This is a genomic window from Nocardia alni (genome assembly GCF_019038435.1).
Taxonomy (GTDB): Bacteria; Actinomycetota; Actinomycetes; order Mycobacteriales; family Mycobacteriaceae; genus Nocardia; species Nocardia alni.
This window is the reverse complement of sequence record NZ_JAGPOX010000013.1, coordinates 1-18,714: the sequence shown is the minus strand read 5'-3', so window position 1 is coordinate 18,714 and position 18,714 is coordinate 1. Positions and strand designations below refer to the sequence as shown.

General features: G+C 68.4%; 19 protein-coding genes. 12 read left to right on the top strand and 7 right to left on the bottom strand.

The features are described from left to right. Positions 1–6 precede the first annotated feature (6 nt). From JZ791_RS07615 to JZ791_RS07575, 9 genes are all read left to right on the top strand, one after another. Positions 7–921, top strand: coding sequence for a DnaJ C-terminal domain-containing protein (locus JZ791_RS07615; RefSeq protein ID WP_216893479.1), 915 nt, complete (start codon positions 7–9; stop codon positions 919–921). After that, a complete protein-coding gene (locus JZ791_RS07610; protein WP_216893478.1) occupies positions 918–1,235 on the top strand; it encodes a chaperone modulator CbpM in 318 nt (105 codons plus the stop codon). Before JZ791_RS07615 ends, JZ791_RS07610 begins: the two co-directional genes overlap by 4 nt. Further along, positions 1,217–3,847: an ATP-dependent chaperone ClpB gene (gene clpB, locus JZ791_RS07605; RefSeq protein WP_216893477.1), complete on the top strand. Its 2,631-nt coding sequence runs from the start codon at positions 1,217–1,219 to the stop codon at positions 3,845–3,847. Before JZ791_RS07610 ends, clpB begins: the two co-directional genes overlap by 19 nt. 16 nt (positions 3,848–3,863) lie before the next feature. Further along, on the top strand, positions 3,864–4,316 hold the full coding sequence (locus tag JZ791_RS07600; protein ID WP_216893476.1) for a thioredoxin family protein: 453 nt from the start codon (positions 3,864–3,866) through the stop codon (positions 4,314–4,316). After that, positions 4,313–4,579 (top strand): UBP-type zinc finger domain-containing protein, encoded by a 267-nt coding sequence (locus JZ791_RS07595; RefSeq protein WP_216893475.1) that lies wholly within the window; start codon positions 4,313–4,315, stop codon positions 4,577–4,579. Before JZ791_RS07600 ends, JZ791_RS07595 begins: the two co-directional genes overlap by 4 nt. Before the next feature lie 13 nt (positions 4,580–4,592). Further along, the gene (locus JZ791_RS07590) at positions 4,593–6,359 is read left to right on the top strand and encodes an FAD-dependent oxidoreductase (protein WP_216893474.1); all 1,767 of its coding nucleotides are present in this window, start codon (positions 4,593–4,595) and stop codon (positions 6,357–6,359) included. 15 nt (positions 6,360–6,374) lie between these two features. Next, complete coding sequence (locus JZ791_RS07585; protein ID WP_216893473.1) at positions 6,375–6,812, top strand: DUF1931 family protein; 438 nt, start codon at positions 6,375–6,377, stop codon at positions 6,810–6,812. Positions 6,813–7,041: 229 nt separating this feature from the next. Then, complete coding sequence (locus JZ791_RS07580) at positions 7,042–8,718, top strand: helix-turn-helix domain-containing protein (protein WP_216893472.1); 1,677 nt, start codon at positions 7,042–7,044, stop codon at positions 8,716–8,718. A gap of 54 nt (positions 8,719–8,772) precedes the next feature. After that, positions 8,773–9,048: a hypothetical protein gene (locus tag JZ791_RS07575; RefSeq protein ID WP_216893471.1), complete on the top strand. Its 276-nt coding sequence runs from the start codon at positions 8,773–8,775 to the stop codon at positions 9,046–9,048. On the opposite strand, the gene JZ791_RS07570 is transcribed toward JZ791_RS07575, so the two are convergent. Next, positions 9,045–10,409, bottom strand: a complete 1,365-nt coding sequence (locus JZ791_RS07570) for a hypothetical protein (protein WP_216893470.1) — start codon at positions 10,407–10,409, stop codon at positions 9,045–9,047. The two genes, JZ791_RS07575 and JZ791_RS07570, sit on opposite strands and share 4 nt — an antisense overlap. A gap of 3 nt (positions 10,410–10,412) precedes the next feature. Further along, complete coding sequence (locus JZ791_RS07565) at positions 10,413–11,453, bottom strand: hypothetical protein (RefSeq protein WP_216893469.1); 1,041 nt, start codon at positions 11,451–11,453, stop codon at positions 10,413–10,415. Between the two features lie 229 nt (positions 11,454–11,682). Here JZ791_RS07565 and JZ791_RS07560 point away from each other — a divergent pair, with 229 nt between their 5' ends. Then, entirely contained in the window at positions 11,683–12,447 is a 765-nt protein-coding gene (locus JZ791_RS07560; RefSeq protein WP_308162822.1) for a methyltransferase domain-containing protein, read from the top strand. A gap of 103 nt (positions 12,448–12,550) precedes the next feature. Here the strand turns inward: JZ791_RS07560 and JZ791_RS07555 are convergent, their stop codons facing one another. Beyond that, complete coding sequence (locus JZ791_RS07555; protein WP_216893468.1) at positions 12,551–13,504, bottom strand: aldo/keto reductase; 954 nt, start codon at positions 13,502–13,504, stop codon at positions 12,551–12,553. 194 nt (positions 13,505–13,698) lie between these two features. Here JZ791_RS07555 and JZ791_RS07550 point away from each other — a divergent pair, with 194 nt between their 5' ends. Both JZ791_RS07550 and JZ791_RS07545 read left to right on the top strand, forming a co-directional pair. Continuing rightward, positions 13,699–14,619 (top strand): helix-turn-helix transcriptional regulator, encoded by a 921-nt coding sequence (locus JZ791_RS07550; protein ID WP_216893467.1) that lies wholly within the window; start codon positions 13,699–13,701, stop codon positions 14,617–14,619. Positions 14,620–14,698: 79 nt separating this feature from the next. Continuing rightward, complete coding sequence (locus tag JZ791_RS07545; protein WP_216893466.1) at positions 14,699–15,226, top strand: hypothetical protein; 528 nt, start codon at positions 14,699–14,701, stop codon at positions 15,224–15,226. Here JZ791_RS07545 and JZ791_RS07540 read toward each other — a convergent pair. From JZ791_RS07540 to JZ791_RS07525, 4 genes are read right to left on the bottom strand one after another with little or no spacing between them, the layout of a single operon-like run. After that, positions 15,213–16,001: an SDR family NAD(P)-dependent oxidoreductase gene (locus JZ791_RS07540; RefSeq protein ID WP_216893465.1), complete on the bottom strand. Its 789-nt coding sequence runs from the start codon at positions 15,999–16,001 to the stop codon at positions 15,213–15,215. The two genes, JZ791_RS07545 and JZ791_RS07540, sit on opposite strands and share 14 nt — an antisense overlap. Continuing rightward, on the bottom strand, positions 15,998–16,861 hold the full coding sequence (locus JZ791_RS07535) for a sugar phosphate isomerase/epimerase family protein (protein ID WP_216893464.1): 864 nt from the start codon (positions 16,859–16,861) through the stop codon (positions 15,998–16,000). The genes JZ791_RS07540 and JZ791_RS07535 overlap by 4 nt, the downstream gene beginning before the upstream one ends. Continuing rightward, positions 16,848–17,384, bottom strand: coding sequence for a nuclear transport factor 2 family protein (locus JZ791_RS07530; protein WP_216893463.1), 537 nt, complete (start codon positions 17,382–17,384; stop codon positions 16,848–16,850). Before JZ791_RS07530 ends, JZ791_RS07535 begins: the two co-directional genes overlap by 14 nt. 42 nt (positions 17,385–17,426) lie before the next feature. Continuing rightward, entirely contained in the window at positions 17,427–18,440 is a 1,014-nt protein-coding gene (locus JZ791_RS07525; RefSeq protein WP_216893462.1) for a zinc-binding dehydrogenase, read from the bottom strand. Between the last annotated feature and the right edge of the window lie 274 nt (positions 18,441–18,714).

Sequence of the window (18,714 nt, the reverse complement as noted above, 5' to 3'; positions counted from 1 at the left end):
GGGCCGATGGCGCGCGACTTCTACGAAGTGCTCGGAGTACCGAGGGACGCCGACAAGGACCAGATCCAGCAGGCCTACCGCAAGCTGGCCCGCCGCTACCACCCGGACGTGAATTCCGATCCCGCCGCGGCGGACCAGTTCAAGGAGATCGGTGAGGCCTACCAGGTGCTGTCCGACCCCGCGCAGCGCCGCCGTTACGACCGGTTCGGCCCGGACTTCCGGCAGATCCCCGAGGATTACGACGACCGGGTCGGCGCGGCGGCGGGCGGGGGTTTCGGTCGAGGTCCCGGCGGCACCCGGGTGCGGTACGGCCAGGGATTCGGTTCCGGCGAGGCCGTGGACCTCGAGGACCTGTTCGGCGGAATGTTCGGCGGCCGTGGCGGATTCGGTCCGATCCCCGGCGCCGACCAGGAGGCTCAGCTGGAACTCACCCTCGAGGAGGCATACCGCGGCGGCAAGCGCACCCTCTCACTGGACGGGCGCAGCTACACCGTCGACATTCCGGCCGGAGTGCTCGACGGCCAACGGATCCGCTTGGCGGGCCAAGGGGGTCGCGGCGGCGGTGACGCGCCCGCCGGTGATCTGTACCTGGTGGTGCGGATCAGACCGCATCCGCGATTTCGGTTGCGCGGCCGCGACATTCACCTCGATCTACCGGTCTCGCCATGGGAGGCCGCGCTCGGCGCCACGGTCGCCGTCCCGACCCCGAAGGGTGAGGCCAAGGTCAAGGTCGCGCCGGGTTCCTCGACCGGGCGCAAGCTGCGGCTGCGCGGCGAGGGCATGCCCAATCCGCGCGGCGCCGACGGCAACCTCTACGCCGAGATCAAGGTGATGGTGCCCCCGCATCCGACCGAGCGGGAACGAAAACTGTTCGAGGAGCTGGCTGCCGCATCGGACTTCGACCCGAGGAGAGAGAAGTGAACGCCCCCACCCGATATGTGTTGGTCGGCCCGCCGCGGCTGCGCGCGGAGACCCTCGCGCAGCGGTCCGGGCTGCATCCCGAGATGGTGCGCCGGCTGGTCGCGCTCGGCGTGCTCGACGGCGTTCGCGAGGGCGGCGAGCTGCGGTTCGAACCGTCCGCCGTCGCCACCGTGGCCCGGATCCAGCGTCTGCGCGCCGGTCTCGGCCTGAACTACGCGGCCATCGGGCTGGTACTCGACCTGCTGGAACGCATCGAGCGACTCGAAGCCGAAATTCGCCGAAGGAGGACCTCCCCATGGACACCGGCAGCCTGACCGAAAAATCTCAGGAAGCCCTGCACGCCGCACAGAACGTCGCAACCCGCCTGGGACACACCGAGATCGACGGCGAGCATCTGCTGCTGGCCCTGATCGATCAAGAACAGGGACTGGTTCCCCGGCTGCTGGAGCAGGCGGGCGCGGACGTCGACGCCGTGCGCTCCGACCTCGAGCGGGAGCTGGCGCGGCGGCCCAAGGTCAGCGGACCGGGCGCGACCCCCGGGCAGGTGATGATCACCCGCAGGCTGGCCGCGCTGCTCGAATCCGCGGAGCGTGAGGCCAAGCGGCTCAAGGATTCCTACGTCTCGGTCGAACATCTGGTGATGGCGCTCGCCGCGGAGGGCACGAGCAGCGCGGCCGGGCGGATCCTGGCGGACCACGGCGTCACCGGAGAGTCGTTCCTCGCCGCGCTCACGAAAGTGCGTGGCAATCAACGTGTTACGTCGGCCACCCCGGAGGGCGCCTACGAGTCGCTGGAGAAGTACGGCCGCGATCTGGTCGCCGAGGCGCGGGCGGGCACACTCGACCCGGTCATCGGCCGCGACGCCGAGATCCGCCGGGTCACCCAGATCCTGAGCCGCAAGACGAAGAACAACCCCGTGCTGATCGGCGACCCCGGTGTCGGCAAGACCGCCATCGTGGAGGGCCTGGCCCAGCGCATCGTGCGCGGCGACGTGCCGGAGGGCCTGCGGGACAAGACCATCTTCTCCCTGGACATGGGATCGCTGGTCGCGGGGGCCAAGTACCGCGGCGAGTTCGAGGAACGGCTGCAGGCCGTGCTGTCGGAGGTGAAGGCCGCCGAGGGGAGCATCCTGTTGTTCATCGACGAACTGCACACCGTAGTGGGCGCCGGTTCGGTCGGTGGCGAGGGTTCGCTCGACGCGGGCAACATGCTCAAGCCGATGCTCGCCCGCGGCGAGCTGCACATGATCGGCGCCACCACGCTCGACGAGTACCGCAAGCACATCGAATCCGATGCGGCGCTGGAGCGCCGGTTCCAGACCGTGCTGGTGGACGAGCCCACGGTCGAGGACACCATCTCGATCCTGCGCGGCCTGCGCGAGCGCCTCGAGGTATTCCACGGCGTGAAGATCAACGACGGCGCGCTCGTCGCGGCCGCCACGCTCTCGCACCGCTACATCACCGACCGCTTCCTGCCGGACAAGGCGATCGATCTGGTCGACGAGGCCTGCGCCCGGTTGCGCACCGAAATCGACTCCATGCCCGCAGAACTCGACGAACTCACCCGCAAGGTGACCCGGCTGGAGATCGAGGAGGCCGCGCTGTCGAAGGAGACCGACGCCGCGAGCGAGTCCCGGCTCGGGGAGCTGCGCAAGGAACTGGCCGACCTGCGCGCGGCGGCCGACGCGCGGCGCGCGCAATGGGACGCCGAACGTCAGGCGATCCGCCGGGTGCAGGAGCTGCGCGGGCGCATGGAACAGCTACGCCGCGAGGCCGAGGACGCCGAGCGCAACTACGACCTCAATCGCGCCGCCGAACTGCGCTACGGCGAGATCACCGAACTCGAACGCACGCTGCGGGCCGCGGAGGAACAGCTGGCCACCAAGCAGGGTAAGGAACCCCTGCTGCGCGAGGTGGTCACCGAGGACGGGATCGCCCAGATCGTCGCCGCGTGGACCGGCATCCCGGTGGCACGCCTGCAGGAGGGCGAGCGGGAGAAGCTGCTGCGGCTCGACGAGATCCTGCACGAGCGGGTGATCGGCCAGGACGAGGCGGTGCAGGTGGTCGCCGACGCGGTGATCCGGGCGCGCTCCGGAATCCGCGATCCGCGACGGCCGATCGGATCGTTCATCTTCCTGGGACCCACCGGCGTCGGCAAGACCGAACTGGCCAAGACGCTGGCCGCCGCCCTGTTCGACAGCGAGGACAACATGGTGCGCCTGGACATGAGCGAATACCAGGAACGCCACACCGTCAGCAGATTGATCGGCGCCCCGCCGGGCTACGTCGGATACGACGAGGGCGGGCAGCTCACCGAAGCCGTACGCCGCAAGCCGTATTCGGTGGTGCTGTTCGACGAGATCGAGAAGGCGCACGCCGATGTCTTCAACACCCTGCTGCAGGTGCTCGACGACGGCCGGATCACCGATTCGCAGGGCAGGCACGTGGATTTCCGCAACACGGTGGTCATCATGACCTCCAATATCGGCTCGCAATATCTGCTCGAGGGCGTCACCGGCCACGGCGAGATCAAGCCCGACGCACGCGAATTGGTGCTCGCCGAGCTGCGCGGGCACTTCCGCCCCGAGTTCCTCAACCGGGTCGACGACATCGTGCTGTTCACCCCCCTGACGCTGGCACAGCTGGAGCAGATCGTCGAACTGCAGCTACAGGAATTGCGCGACCGCTTGGCGCAGCGGCAGATCCGTCTGGACATCACGCCGGAGGCGCGAAGGCTCATGGCGGAGCACGGCTTCGACCCGGTCTACGGTGCGCGGCCACTGCGCCGCTACATCGCCCACGAGGTCGAAACCAAGATCGGGCGCGCGCTGCTGCGCGGCGAGATCGACCAGGGCGGCGCGATCGCCATCACCGTGTCCGGCGGCGAACTGTCGGTCGCCTATGCACCGCAACCGATCGCGGCGTGAGAAGGGCGGTGCGACTATGGAATCGACGAAGACCAAGTGCCCACACTGCGGCACGGCCAACCGGGTGCCCGCGGCGGCCACCGGCACGCCGCGCTGCGGTAAGTGCCACCGGCCGCTGCCCTGGATCGTCCCGGCCGGCGACGACGATTTCGCGGAGATCGCCGAGCAGGCCTCGGTGCCGGTGCTCGTCGACCTGTGGGCGACCTGGTGCAGGCCCTGCCTGATGGTCAGCCCGGCGCTCGAGCAGCTCGCGACCGAACGCGCGGGCCACGTGAAGCTGGTCAAGGTCGACGTGGACGCCGCACCCCGCACGGCACAGCGGTTCGCGGTGCGCGCGGTGCCCACTCTGCTCGTCTTGCACCACGGCGCCGGGCTGGCCAGGCAGGCGGGCGCCCTCCCTATGCCGGAGCTGCGTCGCTGGCTGGACGACGCACTCTCCTCGGCGACACAGAAGGAGGCGACGGGATGACTTCGGTGCACACCGATCCACATGTGGCCGCGATCCGGGCGGTGCGACCGCTCACTCCGGAGGGATGCCAGGAGTGTCTTCGGCTCGGTACGCCGTGGGTGCACCTGCGGCTGTGCCTGACCTGCGGCCATGTCGGCTGCTGTGACTCCTCCCCGATGCGGCACGCGCGGGCCCACGCGAGTGCCGCGGGCCACCCCATCGTGCAGTCGATGGAGCCCGGCGAAGATTGGCGCTGGTGCTATGTCCACCAGAATTTCGTCTGACGCCGGCGACAGCATGTCCAGCGCCGCGAACCGAGACAAGACGCCCAAGTCCGCGGGCCTCGACAGCGCGCCCGGACCTACAGACACCGACACCGCACCCGAGCCTCCGAACCACGACACCGCACCCGTCGCCGAACCTGAAGCCGCGGAGACCCCCGACCTCGCCGGGGCGTTCCCACGCCTGTCCGACGACCAGATCGCGGCACTCGCGGCAGGCGGCGTGTGCAGGACGGTGCGAGCAGGAGAGACGCTGGTACAGGCGGGCGAGCCCAGCGAGGACTTCTTCGTGATCCTGTCCGGCAGGGTAGCCATCCTCGACGACGAGGATGGGCGCGGCGTACTGCGCGTGCACGGGGCCGGCCGATTCCTCGGCGAACTCGGACTCCTGGAGGGCCAGGTCGCGTTCTACACCGCGGAAATGATCGAAGACGGTGAGGTACTGGTCGTTCCGGCGCACCGGATCCGCACGCTGGTCGAGCACGACCCGGTGCTCAGCGATCTGATCCTGCGCGCCTACCTGATCCGGCGCAGCCTGCTGATCGGAATCGGGTCCGGATTCCGGATCATCGGTTCCTGCTATTCGCCCGACACCCGCCGGCTGCGAGAGTTCGCGGTGCGAAACCGCTTGCCGCACCGATGGATCGACCTCGAACGCGACAGCCGCGCCGAACAGCTGTTGCGCAGCATGGGCGTCACGCCGCAGGACACCCCCGTGGTGATCTGGCGTGGTGAGCGGGTGCTGCGCAACCCGGCCAACGCCGAACTGGCGCGCGTGATCGGGCTGGCCGTGCCCGACATCGGCACCGACGCATGCGATCTGGTCGTCGTCGGCGCGGGTCCCGCGGGCCTGGCCGCCGCGGTGTACGGCTCGTCGGACGGGCTCGACACCGCGGCGCTGGAGTCGATCGCCACCGGCGGGCAGGCGGGCACCTCCTCACGCATCGAGAACTATCTCGGCTTCCCCGCCGGAATCTCCGGCGGGGAACTCGCCGAACGGGCGGTGCTGCAGGCCGGGAAGTTCGGCGCGCGAATCCTGGTGTCCGCCGACGTGATCGGGCTCGACACCGCCGCGGGCCACCATCTGCTCCGCCTGTCCGACGGCGGCACGCTGCTCGGTCGCGCCGTCGTGCTGGCCACCGGCGCCCGCTATCGCAAGCTGGCGGTGCCGGGCATCGAACGCTTCGAGGGCACCGACGTGCACTACGCCGCGACCCACCAGGAGGCGGCGATGTGCGGGCTCGGCCCGGTGGCGATCGTCGGCGGCGGCAACTCGGCAGGTCAGGCCGCGGTGTTCCTCGCCGGCCGGGTCGAGCGCGTCCACCTGCTCATCCGCGGCGACGACCTGAGCACGAGCATGTCCCGCTATCTGGTCGACCAGATAGCACAGCACGCCCGGGTCACCGTCCACCGGCACACCGAGATCCGCGCGGTACACGGTGACACCGCACTGGAATCCCTTGTGGTCGAGGATAATCGAACGGGCGAACAGACGGTTCTGGCGGTGCGCGCGCTGTTCGTCTTCATCGGGGCCGTGCCCCGCACGGCATGGCTGGCGGACACGCTCGTCGTGGACGACCACGGGTTCGTACGCACCGGACCGGGCGCGGTCGACCGGACCGGAGGCAACGACGCGCGCTCCCCGATGACACTGGAAACCAGCAGGCCCGGCGTCTTCGCGGCGGGCGACGTCCGCTGCGGCTCGGTCAAAAGAGTGGCCTCCGCCGTCGGCGAGGGCGCCATGGCGGTACGCCAGGCACACGAATACTTCGAGAGGGGTTGACAGGTAATGCCGGTAATGGGCGTCGTCAAATTCGAGCGTTTCTTCCGTGCGGCAGCCGGGCTGCACGTCGACCGGAACGACATCAAGCGCTACACCGAGTTCATCGACGACAAGATCTATGACCTGTTCGTCGTCGCCAACGCCTCGGCCAAGGCGAATCTCCGCGACGTGATCGAACCCTCGGATCTGCCGATCACCGCCGGACTGCAGGAGAGCATCCACCGGTTCGAGAAGCTCGACGAGGCAATCGAGCTGCAACCGTTGCTCGACCAGCTCGCCGCCCGGCCGCCGCTGCTGGCGATCGCGGAGCAGACCGAGAGGAGGCTGTCGGCGATCGCCGGTGGGCTGAGCGTCGCCCTGGCCCAGACCTTCATTGTCATCGACCCGAAACGGAAGAATCCGAGCACCGCCGAATGGGACGTGGCGTTCGAGATCTTCCACCTGCTGCTGTAACCGGCAACCCCGCCGATACCGCCGTCACCGCATCGGCCTGCGGGCGACCCGGCGGTCGTAGTACCGTCGAGACCAACGCCCGCAGCAGCGCGTCGACACGTGGACTACCGGCGATCGAATAGGTCACATGCTCGTAGTAGCGAGACGATCGGCCAGGTATTCGGTACGGGCGCCGAAACCACGGTTCACGACGTCGATGCGTAACCTCGTCGACCACGGACCAGAGCCCATGGACCAGCAATCGTTGAGTTCGGATGTCGAAGACACGGCGGGCGCCGTACCGCCCTCCGCGGTGCACGCCATGTCGGTCGTCCTCTCCGCCGAGAACGCGGAGCCGGACATCCTGCGGATCGCCGCGGAAACGGTAGCGACCCTCGGATGCTGCCACACGCTGGCCAGCTATCGGCTCGTCGATGGCGACTATGTGCCGAATCAGGCGCAGCCGCCCCCACGTGGCCTGGACTCTCAGCTGCACGCTCAGCACGGCGAGGGCCGTATGCGATTGGCCGACCCACCGTGGGTCTGGGCGTTTCCGCTACACAGCCGGTCCGCGACGATCGGCGCGCTGGTCGTGGGCGCCGACCACGAGCCGTCACCGGACGAGATCTCCCTGCTCGCCGTGCTGGCCCAGCTCACCGGCACCGCACTGGCGCATGCCGCGCAGCACGAACAGGCCTGCGCCGACTCCGCCGACCTCACCGCGATCAACGAGGACCTGTCCGCCACCGTGCTGCGGCTCGAACATCGGACCCGCGTGCACGAGGTGCTGTCCGGCGCCGCCGCCTACGGAACCGGTGAACAGGGGATCGCCGACGCCCTCGCCCAGCTGACCGGGCTGCCCGTGGCCATCGAAGACCCGTTCGGCAACCCGCGGGCCTGGTCGGGCCCGGGGCGGCCGGAGCCCTACCCCAAGGCGCCCCAGGAGCAGCACGAACAATTGCTACACCGCCTCGCCACCCATAACGCGCCGTTGCGTGTCGGCGACCGAATGGTCCTCCTGGTGAAACCGCGCACCGAGGTCCTGGGCACACTCGCGCTGATCGACCCCGGCCGCCGAGTGACCGACGATCAGATCTTCGCCCTTACCTATGGCAGTACGGTGCTGGCATTGGAGCTGGCACACCAGCACAACGTCGCCGAGATCGAGCTGCGTTTGCGCCGGGAACTGGTCGACGACCTCCTGTCGGGCACCGACGACGACAGCGCCTTCGCCCGCGCCGAGGCGCTGGGCTACGACCTGCACGGCGATCACTACCTCGTACTCGTACACAGCCGCGACAATGCTCTTCCGGATGCGGTCGGTCATGCCGCGACAGCGCTCGACGCGCACTCCCTCCAAGGTCGCCACGCGGGTATGGTCGCCCTGATCACCGATCGCCGCCCCGACCCGGTCACCCTGCACCACGCCGTCCGCGAGCACCTCGACACAACCCCCGTCACCATCGGCATCAGCGGCCGCTGCGAGCAGCCGACCGATTTCGTCCGATCCTTCGACGATGCGCGCCGGGCCATCAACATCCGGCTGCGGTCACGAGCGCCGGACGGCGTGACCGCGTTCGACGAGCTGGGCTTCTACCGGCTGGTCGACGCCGCCCGAGCAGGCGGCCAAGTCGAAGAATTCATGCGCGAGTGGCTCGGCGTCCTGCTCGACTACGACCGGGCCCGCCACGCCGACCTGGTGTACACGTTGAGCCAATACCTCGAATGCGGCGGCAACTACGACGCCTCGGCCGCCGCACTGCACATTCACCGCAGCACACTGCGCTACCGCCTCGGGCGCATCCGCGAACTCACCGGGTTCGACCTGCGCGAGGTCAACACCCGCTTCAACCTCCAAGCCGCCACCCGCACATGGCAATTCCTGTCGCTGGTCGCCCTGCCGACCACGTCACCCCCGGACAGTTGACCGGCCCGCACCGGCACCCGCACTACATCCTGGCCACCTGCACCGCCCGGGCGCATGACATCCCACCAGCGATGGTCGTCCGGGTTTCGCTACGCCAGCCGCCTGACGCAGGACGGGCTCGACCTGATCGAGGGCGAGGCCCACTTCACTGGCCCGAAGACGATCGAGATCGTCTCGGCGACCGGTGGGAGCCGGCAGATCAGCGCCCCGGTGATCGTCATCGATGCGGGCGCCCGGCCCAGGCAACTGGCGATCACCGGTGCCGACGAGGTACCTGCACAACGACATCGCCCCCCAAAAAACCGTCCTGGCGTGTGGGAGCATCGTTAGCGCAGGGGGACGTCGGTTGCCCCCGGGGGCAGGCTTGCGGCCAGGCGCTGGTGGGTGGGGTGGTGGCGCGGGTCGGGGATGCCGTACACCGTGGTCAGGATGTCGTCGATGTCGGCGAGCAGGTCGGTGGGGGCCAGCGTGGGGGGGCCGTAACCGCGTCCGGGTGGTTTGAAGATGAGCCGAACGGGAGCGTCGGGGTCGGGCTGGTGGTAGTCGACCGCGAGTAGGTGGCAGCCGATGTGGCGGTACGGCGCGAGATCGATATCGTCGGCGACCTCGGCGTACCAGCCGCGCACGGCCAACCGATCGGCCAGCAGTTGGGTCTCGATGCGCGCGATCAGCCGGCGTAGCAGTCCGGCCCGGTGTAGCGGTCCGGTCAGCGCCAGGTAACCGACGAAGCCCGCGGCGGGCAGGGCGAAGAAAGACGCCAGCCCCTCCGGGGCTGGATCGGTCGACGTGCCGCGCAGCGTCCACAGATGATAGTCCGGGTCGGGGCGTGCGCGGCGGAACGCCGACTCGGGGGCGGTGTACGGGCCGGGGCGGAATGTCTTGCGGTACAGTGCCATTGCCGCGTCGAACTCGGCATCGCCGGCGGCCGTGCGAATGTCGAGCGCGGTGTCGCGGCCGACGTAGCGGTCCAGTGGCATCGCGGTGACCAGGTCGGCGGCCGCGAGGGCGGCGGCCATGTCCCGGAACTCCGCGCAGTCCCGCGGCTCCTCGATACGCATCGCCCAGCGCAGATACTCCTGCACGCCGAGGACGACCACCGCGGCGGGCACCGCCTCGAACCAGTCCTCGCGCAACGGTTTACAGATCAGGATCAGATTCGTGACCGCCCCCTGATCGGGGGACAACGCCGGCTGCACGTACGGGAAGTCCAGACCGCGATATCCCCACCGGTGCCAGATGAGCGCCCTGGTCACCGGGTCGAGGTTGTCGCTCAGCGCGGAGGTGGCCAACGGGTCGTTCATCTCGGCCAAGATCGCGTCCAGCGGGCGGCCGCCCGCACGACGGGCATCCTGGTCGAGCAGCGCCTCGGTGTGGGCCAGCAGCCTACGGCCCGTCCCGCCGCCGCGGCCGGCGGGTGCGACCAGCAGGAATTCGATCACGCCGGTATTGGGCGCGGCGAGATAGTCGCTCACCGATGCGGCCACCGCCGTGTCGCCGGACAGACCCAGCACGATGTGATAGTTGTTGCGCCCGTACCACCCTCGCGCCTTGCGGTGCAGATAATCGGCCATATTCGCGAGCGATTCACGCTCGTCGGGATCGGGGAACTCCGCGACGTACAGGGTGTCGTAGAACGCGCGCAGCGCGGCCAGATCCTGTGTCGTATCGGTGAGTTCGCGAAAGAGGGTCACCGCTCAGCTCTGGCCGACCGCGCGGAACAGGTTCTGGAATGATCCGGCGGGCAGGCTCGTCCGGTCCGGAATCAGCGGACTGGACTTCTGCAGCAGTTCCATTGTGCCGTACTCCTTGCTCAGGTACTCGTGCTTGTGTTGCAGGCTGTCGAGGTTGTACCGGATCGCATCGGGCTTGGTGAGGTCGGTGTGCTCCCAGATCAGATAGCAGTCGTTCAGCTTGGGAGGCTCGTCGGCGGGCGCCTTGTCCTTGGCCCACAGGCATTTCCACAGATACGCCGAGTAGAAGTCCGGGACCTCGTGCATCGGCGTGACGTGGTGGTGTTCGTCATCGAGCAGTAGGCAGTAGTCGAAGCTGTGGCGCCATCGCTGCGCGATCCCGGCGAGTTGCGGGTTGCGCTTGCGCAGGTGGCTGCGATGGCACAGCAGCCCGGTGATCTCCACGGCCATCGCGCCGATATTTCCCTGCCGCAGCAGCCCGACGATGCCCGGCCGGATCGCGCGCGCCCGCTCGCCCACCGCGACGACCAGAATCGAGTTGGCCTCGTCGCCGTGCCCGAGTTGCCCCATGAACAGCGACTCGTCGCCGGCCTCGACCTCGCTGGTGAAGTCCCACGATGGGGCCCATTCCTCGAAACCGGCATAGGTCCAGCGCTGAATGTCGTTGCGCCCGACCGGGTTCGCGCTGGGACCGGTCCGTTCCCACCAGCCGTAACTGAGCAGGACCGCGGGTGAGAACATCCCGGTGACCCGGACGGTCTGCGGCCGACGGCCCGGCTTCGTTTCGTCGAGCCGCGTCCGCAGCCTGCGAACGGACACCTCGAGGCCGACCTTGTCGCCTCGGTCGGGCAGCGGATCGCCGACGAATTCGGTGACGTGCAGGACCTTCTGAAACAGCAGCGTCACCGGATCGATGATCTCCGCCCGGAGAATTTCGACGAGCAGTCCGGGATAGTAGGGGACCTGGACCGAGCCGCCGATTCCCGCCGGCCCGGCGATCATGGACAGCTTCCACAGCGGTTGCGTATCGTCCGGATTGCTCACATCTGACCTTCCGCCCCAACCGCAACCACAGTGCTGGGCATGTGCACATTCCGATTCCGGTCTCCGACAGCAGAACTCCTCTGCCATCTCCGATCTCACTCTCTGGGCAGCGCGGTGCCCAGAGGAGAAAGTCACCCGGGGTTTGCAGCGTCCTCGAACGGCCGATGTCAGAGTTTGGTCATGATTTGCTGACCCCGAAACACCAGTAAGACGCCTTAACGTCGAACCCGTGACGGAATCCATTCCTGAAGACAGGCCGAGTCCAGGCAGTGCCGCGGTGATCGAGACCGACCCGGACACGAGCTCCCCATCGTCGTCTGCCGTCGTGCGCCGAACTCCAGGAGTGTCGGACGTGTCGGTCGCCTACCTGAGCGCGCTGGGCGGTGAGCCGGTCTGGGCCCGCACCACCGACGGCCTGCGGCTTCGGCTTCCGATGCGACGGTGGCTCGGCTACGCCGACGCCGTGCACCCCGCCGACGAAGTGCTGATCGGCCGCTGCGACGGGCCGACCATCGACATCGGCTGCGGCCCGGGCCGACTGGTCGCCGAGCTGGTGACCCGCGGAATCCGCGCGGTGGGCATCGACACCGATGCCACGGCGGTGGCGGTCAGCCGGTGGCGTGGAGCACCCGCGCTGCACCGTGACGTCTTCGATCCGATGCCCGCATCCGGGCGATGGCGCTATGCCCTCCTCGCCGACGGCAATATCGGCATCGGCGGAGATCCGGTGCGCCTGCTGCGCCGGACACGGGAGCTGCTCGCTCCCCAGGGCATCGCGATCGTCGAATTCGCTTCTCCGGGAACAGGACTGCGAACCCACCGGATAAGGCTGGAGACCGGCGGCTGGACCGGTAGCTGGTTCGCGTGGGCACAGGTCGGCGCCGACGAGGCCGCAACGCTCGCAGCGCACGCCGGAATGCGGGTGGTCTCCACCGCAACCGCGGACGGTCGCCATATCGGCTGGTTGGCCAGGGCATCCGGCGGTCGCGAATAGCTCTACCGCTCAATCGATTCCGGTGCTGCCGTCGACGCGCAGGGGCGCCCGGTCATATGCCGGGCGCCCTCGGAGCCCAGTGGCATGCCCCCGCCGACGACTGCTACATGTCGTGCTCCCAGCTGCCGCGCGTGTCGACGTTCGCGGCATCCGCCAGCGCCTCCAGCTCCGCGATCTCCTCGTCGGCCAGTTCGATGCCGCGAGCTCGGATCAACCCGTCGATGTAACTCGCCTTCGTGACCCCGATGATCGGGGTGGTCCCCTTGGCGATGGCCCAGGCGGTGGCGACGTCGGCCGCGGTCGCGCCTCGGTCCTGACCGATCGCCCCCATCCTGTCCGTCAGCGCCTGCAACTGGGGCAGGATGCCGTTGTATACGGCCGCCCGGCTGCTGCCCTCCGGCAACGGATGGGCCGGGCTGTACTTGCCGGTCAGCGCCCCTTGCTCGAGGACCATGTAGGAGAAGAACCGCACGTCGTGCTCGCGGCAGTGCTCGAGAATGCCCGCGCGCTCGGAGCTGCGGTACAGGAGGCTGTAATGGTTCTGGACCGCCTCCACACGGAACCCGGCCTCGCCGAGGATCTGATCGGCGAGAGCGATCTCCTTCAGGTTGTGGTTCGAGACGCCGACATGCTTGATCCTGCCGCTCCGCAGCAGCGGAATCAGAAACGGCGTCCACCGGGCCACGTCGGCGGGGTTGTGGATCCAGTACAGATCCACATAGTCCGTGCCCATCCGGTCGAGGCTCTGCTCCAGCATGTCCGCGACCGGGTCGTCGCCGCCGCCCGCGACCTGCGGGGTGAACTTCGTCGACAGCTGGTACTCGCTGCGCGCGTAGCCCTTCAGCGCCTGAGCCAGGACCGTCTCCGAGCGGCCCATGCCGTATACCATCGCGGTGTCCCACAGGGTGAACCCGTTCGATTGCGCCTTCTCGACGACCTCTCGCAGACCGGACGCGGTCAGCCGAGTGCCGAAATAGCCCTCGCCCACCTCGCCGCTGTCTCCCCAGGCCCACGTGCCCAGCGCCACGGCCGGCGTTGTCAGCGTCTTGCTCGTCATATCCCCTACCTCCATTGCTTGTTCTTCCATGTCCATGACGCCCCGCACTCGTGCTCATTTCTCAGTACCACGCGATCGTGTCGGAACGTTCGATCCCCAGCAGACCGCGATCACCGCCACCGGACAAGGTCGCGTTTATCGGGGGTGTGATCTCAACCCCCCTCGCGCCGTGACCAGCGGCTACCGTGAACGACATGGATCAGCAGCCCGGAAACCGCGACGAAATCCGGCACTTCCTTGCCAGCCGGCGCGCCAAGATCACCCCGGCGCAGGCCGGACTGCCGACCAGCACCCGTCGCCGGGTCGCCGGGCTGCGGCGCGAGGAGGTCGCCGTCCTCGCCGGCGTGAGCACGGAGTGGTACACGCGACTGGAGAAGGGGCACATCGGCGGCGTGTCCGAAGACGTCCTCGACGCGGTCGCCGGCGCCCTGCGACTGGACGACGACGAACGCACCTACCTGTTCGACCTGGCCCGCTCATCGCGCCCCGCGAGTCGCACGCCGTCGCGTCGCAGGGACGTCGAGGTCCCGCCCCGGGTCCGGTGGCTGCTCGACTCCATGACGATGTCCTCGGCGTTCGTGCGCAACGGCCGCACGGACGTCGTCGCCGGCAACGCCCTGGCCCGAGCCCTGCTCGCGCCGATGTTCGACAGCGCCACCATCGACAAGCACGGCCGCCCCAACCTCGCCCGCTATATCTTCCTCGACCCCGGCGCACACGACTTCTTCATCGATTGGGACGCCGCCGGCAACGCCACCGCCGCCCTGCTCCGCGCCGAGGCCGCCCGCGAGCCCCGCGACCGCGCACTGCGCGAACTCATCGGCGAGTTGTCCACCCTCAGCCCCGAATTCCGCGACCGCTGGGCCGCGCACGACGTCCTGATCCGCCACGACGGCGTCAAACGGCTCCAGCACCCCGACGTCGGCCACCTGGAACTGACCTTCCAAGACCTCGACCTACCCCTGTCCGTCCGAGCCGTGCACAACCTGATCCTGTACACCGCCGAACCCGGCACCGCATCCGAAGACCGCCTCAAACTCCTCGCCAGCTGGGCAGCTACGCAATCCCGGTCGGCAGAGCCCACCCACCACTCTCCTGCGCCCGGGCCGCTCTGATCCGCGTATCCGCCGTCGGGCGCGGCCGCGCAGCAGCCGTCCACAGGGTCGATCCGGGGTCCGTGAAATACTCGGCCACATGCCAGCGATATCAGCAGTTTCCACGATCGACCAGGAACAGCAGATTTTGACGGTCGAACTCGAAGACCTTCGCGAGCGCGGTATTTCGCTGGCTTTCGACCGTCGTGACGGTGAGGGCGCCGTCGCTCTCGAGACCCTGACACGCATCGTGAAGACGTTACGACCAGGTGCGTGGATCAGCGCCGAACATCGCATCGACGCGACCACCGATGTGCTGGCCGAAGCGATCGAGCAGTTGCCGGAAGGAAGACTTCCCGGCGCCGCCGAGAATTCCACGATCACCTGGCGCAATGCGGCGCGGATCCTGTTCCAGGCACCGCCACTGCCGTTCGAACTGTTCGTCGCGGTCAAGAAGACCGACTCCGGCGCGTCCTCCCAGTTCTCCGCCAAGGCTGCCCACTACGTCCAACACGCGGCGGGACTGCCCAGCGGTGAGCAGCCCATCGCAGAACTCACCCAACCGCTCCGCCACGAACTCGCGCGGATTCTGCTACGGGAAGAGAAGGCGATGACTACCCCGTCGTAGTCGCGCCGCGGCTCATCACGAGCACGGCGTCGCGGCGGCTCATCGCGCCGAACGGTGAACCGCCGGTCGGGTTGCTGCCCCAGATCCAGGTCGGGCCGTCGCCGAGGTGGTCGAGGGCCTGCTCGGCGACGTCCACCGGATCGGCGACCTCGCCGAGCGACCCGCCCTTCCCGTCGAGGACTCGATGCATGGAGGGAGTGTCGGTCTTGCCGAGGACGAGCCCCAGCACATCCACCCCGCTGTCGCGCCATTCGGCCCACAGCCCCTCGGCCAGGATGAGGTCGAAGGCCTTGGTGGCGCCGTAGGCGGCGAGGGTCGCGCCACCGGCCCAGGCCGCGCCCGAGGTGACCAGCACCACGGCGCCGCGGCCGCGGGTAACCATCGGGCCGCCGAACCGGTAGGCCGCTTCGAGCACGCTGTGGCAGTTGCGGTGGACGAGGGTGAGGTGGGTGGCGAGGTCCTTGTCGAGGAATGCGGCGCTGCGGTCGTCGCCGCCGGCGTTGTACACGAACAGGCCGATTTCCAGGTCGGCTGTCGCCTGTTCGAGCTGCGACAGAGCGTCCGGGGTGGCGAGATCGATTGCGACGGTGCGTACTTCGACACCGTGCCGGGCCCTGATCTCGCCGGCGAACGCCTCGAGGACGGGCACGCGCCGCGCCACCAGGACGACGTTCATGCCTCGGGCCGCCATCGCGTGTGCGAAGGCGGCGCCGACACCGTCGGATCCGCCGGCGACGATCCCCCACGGTCCGTATCCGGTCAAAACTGTTGTCATTGCTGTCCTTTCCTCGGCGAGTCGGCGGCGGCCAGGTCCGTGAGCAGCTCGCGGGCCGCCCGGACGCATCGTCGCGCCCGATCCCGTGTCGATTCACCGGCCCGCGCCGCCGCGAGCATGGGTACTTCGAGGCCGATCACGACATCGCGGGGCAGCGCGGCGAGGATCTGCGACAGCGGGAATTCGCCTGTGCCGGGCACCATCCGGTCGATCGTGTCGTCCCGGTAAACCGCACCACGCTGGCGAATCGTGTTGTCGCTGAGCTGTACGTAGCCGATTGCCGTGGGTTCGATCGATGCGAGGTCGGCGGTGGTGTGGCCGGCGCGCACCAGGTGCATGATGTCGATCAGCAACCGGAAGTCCTTGCGCGCCACGTGATGTACCGCCGCGAGCGCGCAGCCGAGGTCGGCCACCGTGAGCGAGGGGGCGAACTCGATCGTCGTCCCGATGCCGCGCTCGGCCGCCATCTGCGCCAGCACCGCGAACTCGTCGAAGCTGCGGGGCAGATCCGGGTCCATGCTCGTGGTGTTGATCGTCGCCACGCCGAGTTCGGCCATGATGTCCAGATCTGTCGCATAGCGGCGTATGTCGCCGCCGGGCCGGACGATGATCCCTTCACCGAGCGAGATCGAGACGTCGTGCTCGTGCATCGCGGCGATCGTCCGGCGCCGCAGTGCGGCATCCTCACGCAACGAGTAGGGCGGGTAACCATGCGGGTCGTGCGGGCCGTTCGTCAGCCCGATCGCGATGTACCGGCAGCCGAGATCATTTGCCAGAGCGATGAATTCGATAGGAGGAAGCCCGAAGACGGTCTGGTGCTCCAGCGCCAGCCGAGCGAACACGTCATCACTCGTGACCATATCGTTCCTCTACTGGATGCACCGGCGCGCCGGACTCCCGCGGGGCCAGCATGGCGCGATGCTCGGGGGTGCCGTCGAGGTTGGCGTTGACCCGTTCGGCGACCCGCCAGCCCGCGGCGGTGCGCACCCACCGCCAGGTGTTGGCGGAGACCCGCGCCACCCAGAACCGGTCGTCCTCGGCGTCCCAGCGGATGTTGAGCGCGTAGCTGCGGCCGGTCGCCTCGTCGCCGTCGACGACGACGTGCGGCACGGTCAGGACGTGACCGCACCCGTTGCGGATCAGGCTCTGATGGCCACCGTTGACCATGGCGACGATGTCCGCACGGCCCCGCATGCGTAATTGGGGAACGGCGTCGAACCTCCCGTCCTCGGTCCACAGCGCCGCCGCGGCCTCGGCCGAGCCGCTGTCGACCGCCGGGCCGTACTGCGCGACCAGTTGCGTGATCTCCACCTGGTCCTCCAGGGCGCGAACCCGGCCCGCCAGCGCCTCGACCATGGCGCGCAGTTCCTCGATCTCACTCATTTTCTCGGCAGCTTTCCGTCCGGGGGTGCACGTACACCGTGTTCAGGGGATGACGACGATGCGGGCGGGGCCGTCGGCGGCGCGGGCGGCGTCCAATGCTTCGGCCACGCCGTCGAGCCCGACAGTGCGGCCCAGCATCGGCGAGACGTCCAGCTCACCGGAGCACACGGCCTCGAACGCCTCGGTCCAGTGCGCCGGCAACGGGCCGCCACCGAACTGGATGTTCAGCCCCTTGCGCTTGGCGATCATGGTGTGCAGGTGGTCGCCCTCCGGTGGGCCGCCGACGGAGAAGATGCGCGTATTGCGTTCGCAACCCGCGATGATCGAGTCGAGAACCCCACGGACACCGACACATTCGAATACCACGCAGCCCGGCAGCCCGGCAGCCTCGCGCCACGCCTGATAGGGGGAGATCTCGGCGGGATCGACGGCCACATCCGCGCCCATCGCCAGCGCCGTCTCCCGCCGCGACGCCACGAAGTCGACCGCGACGATCGGGCCGATGCCCAGGCGCTTCAGATTCGCGATCGCCGACAATCCGATCGCGCCGCACCCGAGAACCAGCGGCGCCTCCTTCGCGGTTACCTGTGCGCGTGCCGCGGCCGACCACCCGACGGAGATGCCGTCCGCGACGCAGACGACCTCGCTGGGCAGCTCGGACGCCACCACCTGGGTGATCGCCTCGTCCAGGAGCAGGTATTCGCCGAAACCACCGGGTGTTTCGGGATTCTGGCCGATGATCTTGCGACCGGTGGCAGTCGAGAGGACCGGCAGCGAACTCACCCGAGTGCCGACCGGGATCCGGCGCTCGGTGCCGGGACCGTAGTCGAGGACTTCGGCGCAGTATTCGTGCCCCATGACGATATCGACGTCCTGGTCGTAGGTGGCCATCCCGGTGTCGTCGTACGCGCCGGCTTCCGGGTGGTCCATGAAATGCAGATCCGACGCGCAGATCGCACACGCCAGCGACCGCACAAGCAGCTGACCAGGCCCCGGGACCGGATCGTCGATGACTCGCGCCTGCACCCGACCCCCGCGCAATACCGCAGCCCTCATCGGCATTCTCCTTCTCCCGCTTACGGATTCCACCGGAACCCGACCATCGAACTGTAACCAGACGGCGTCAATTACGGAATACTCTCTCCTGAAATATTTCGATTCAACCTCTCCTGAAATTAGCTGGCCCGGCCCTGCGATCCGGCGCTACCCCTTTCTCTTATACACATCTCCGAGCCCACGAGACACTCGCTAAACTCGTATGCCGTCTTCTGCTTGAAAAAAAAAAAGAAACAGTGCAAAAAGGAGCAGAAAAACTTGTAGAAGGTACGAC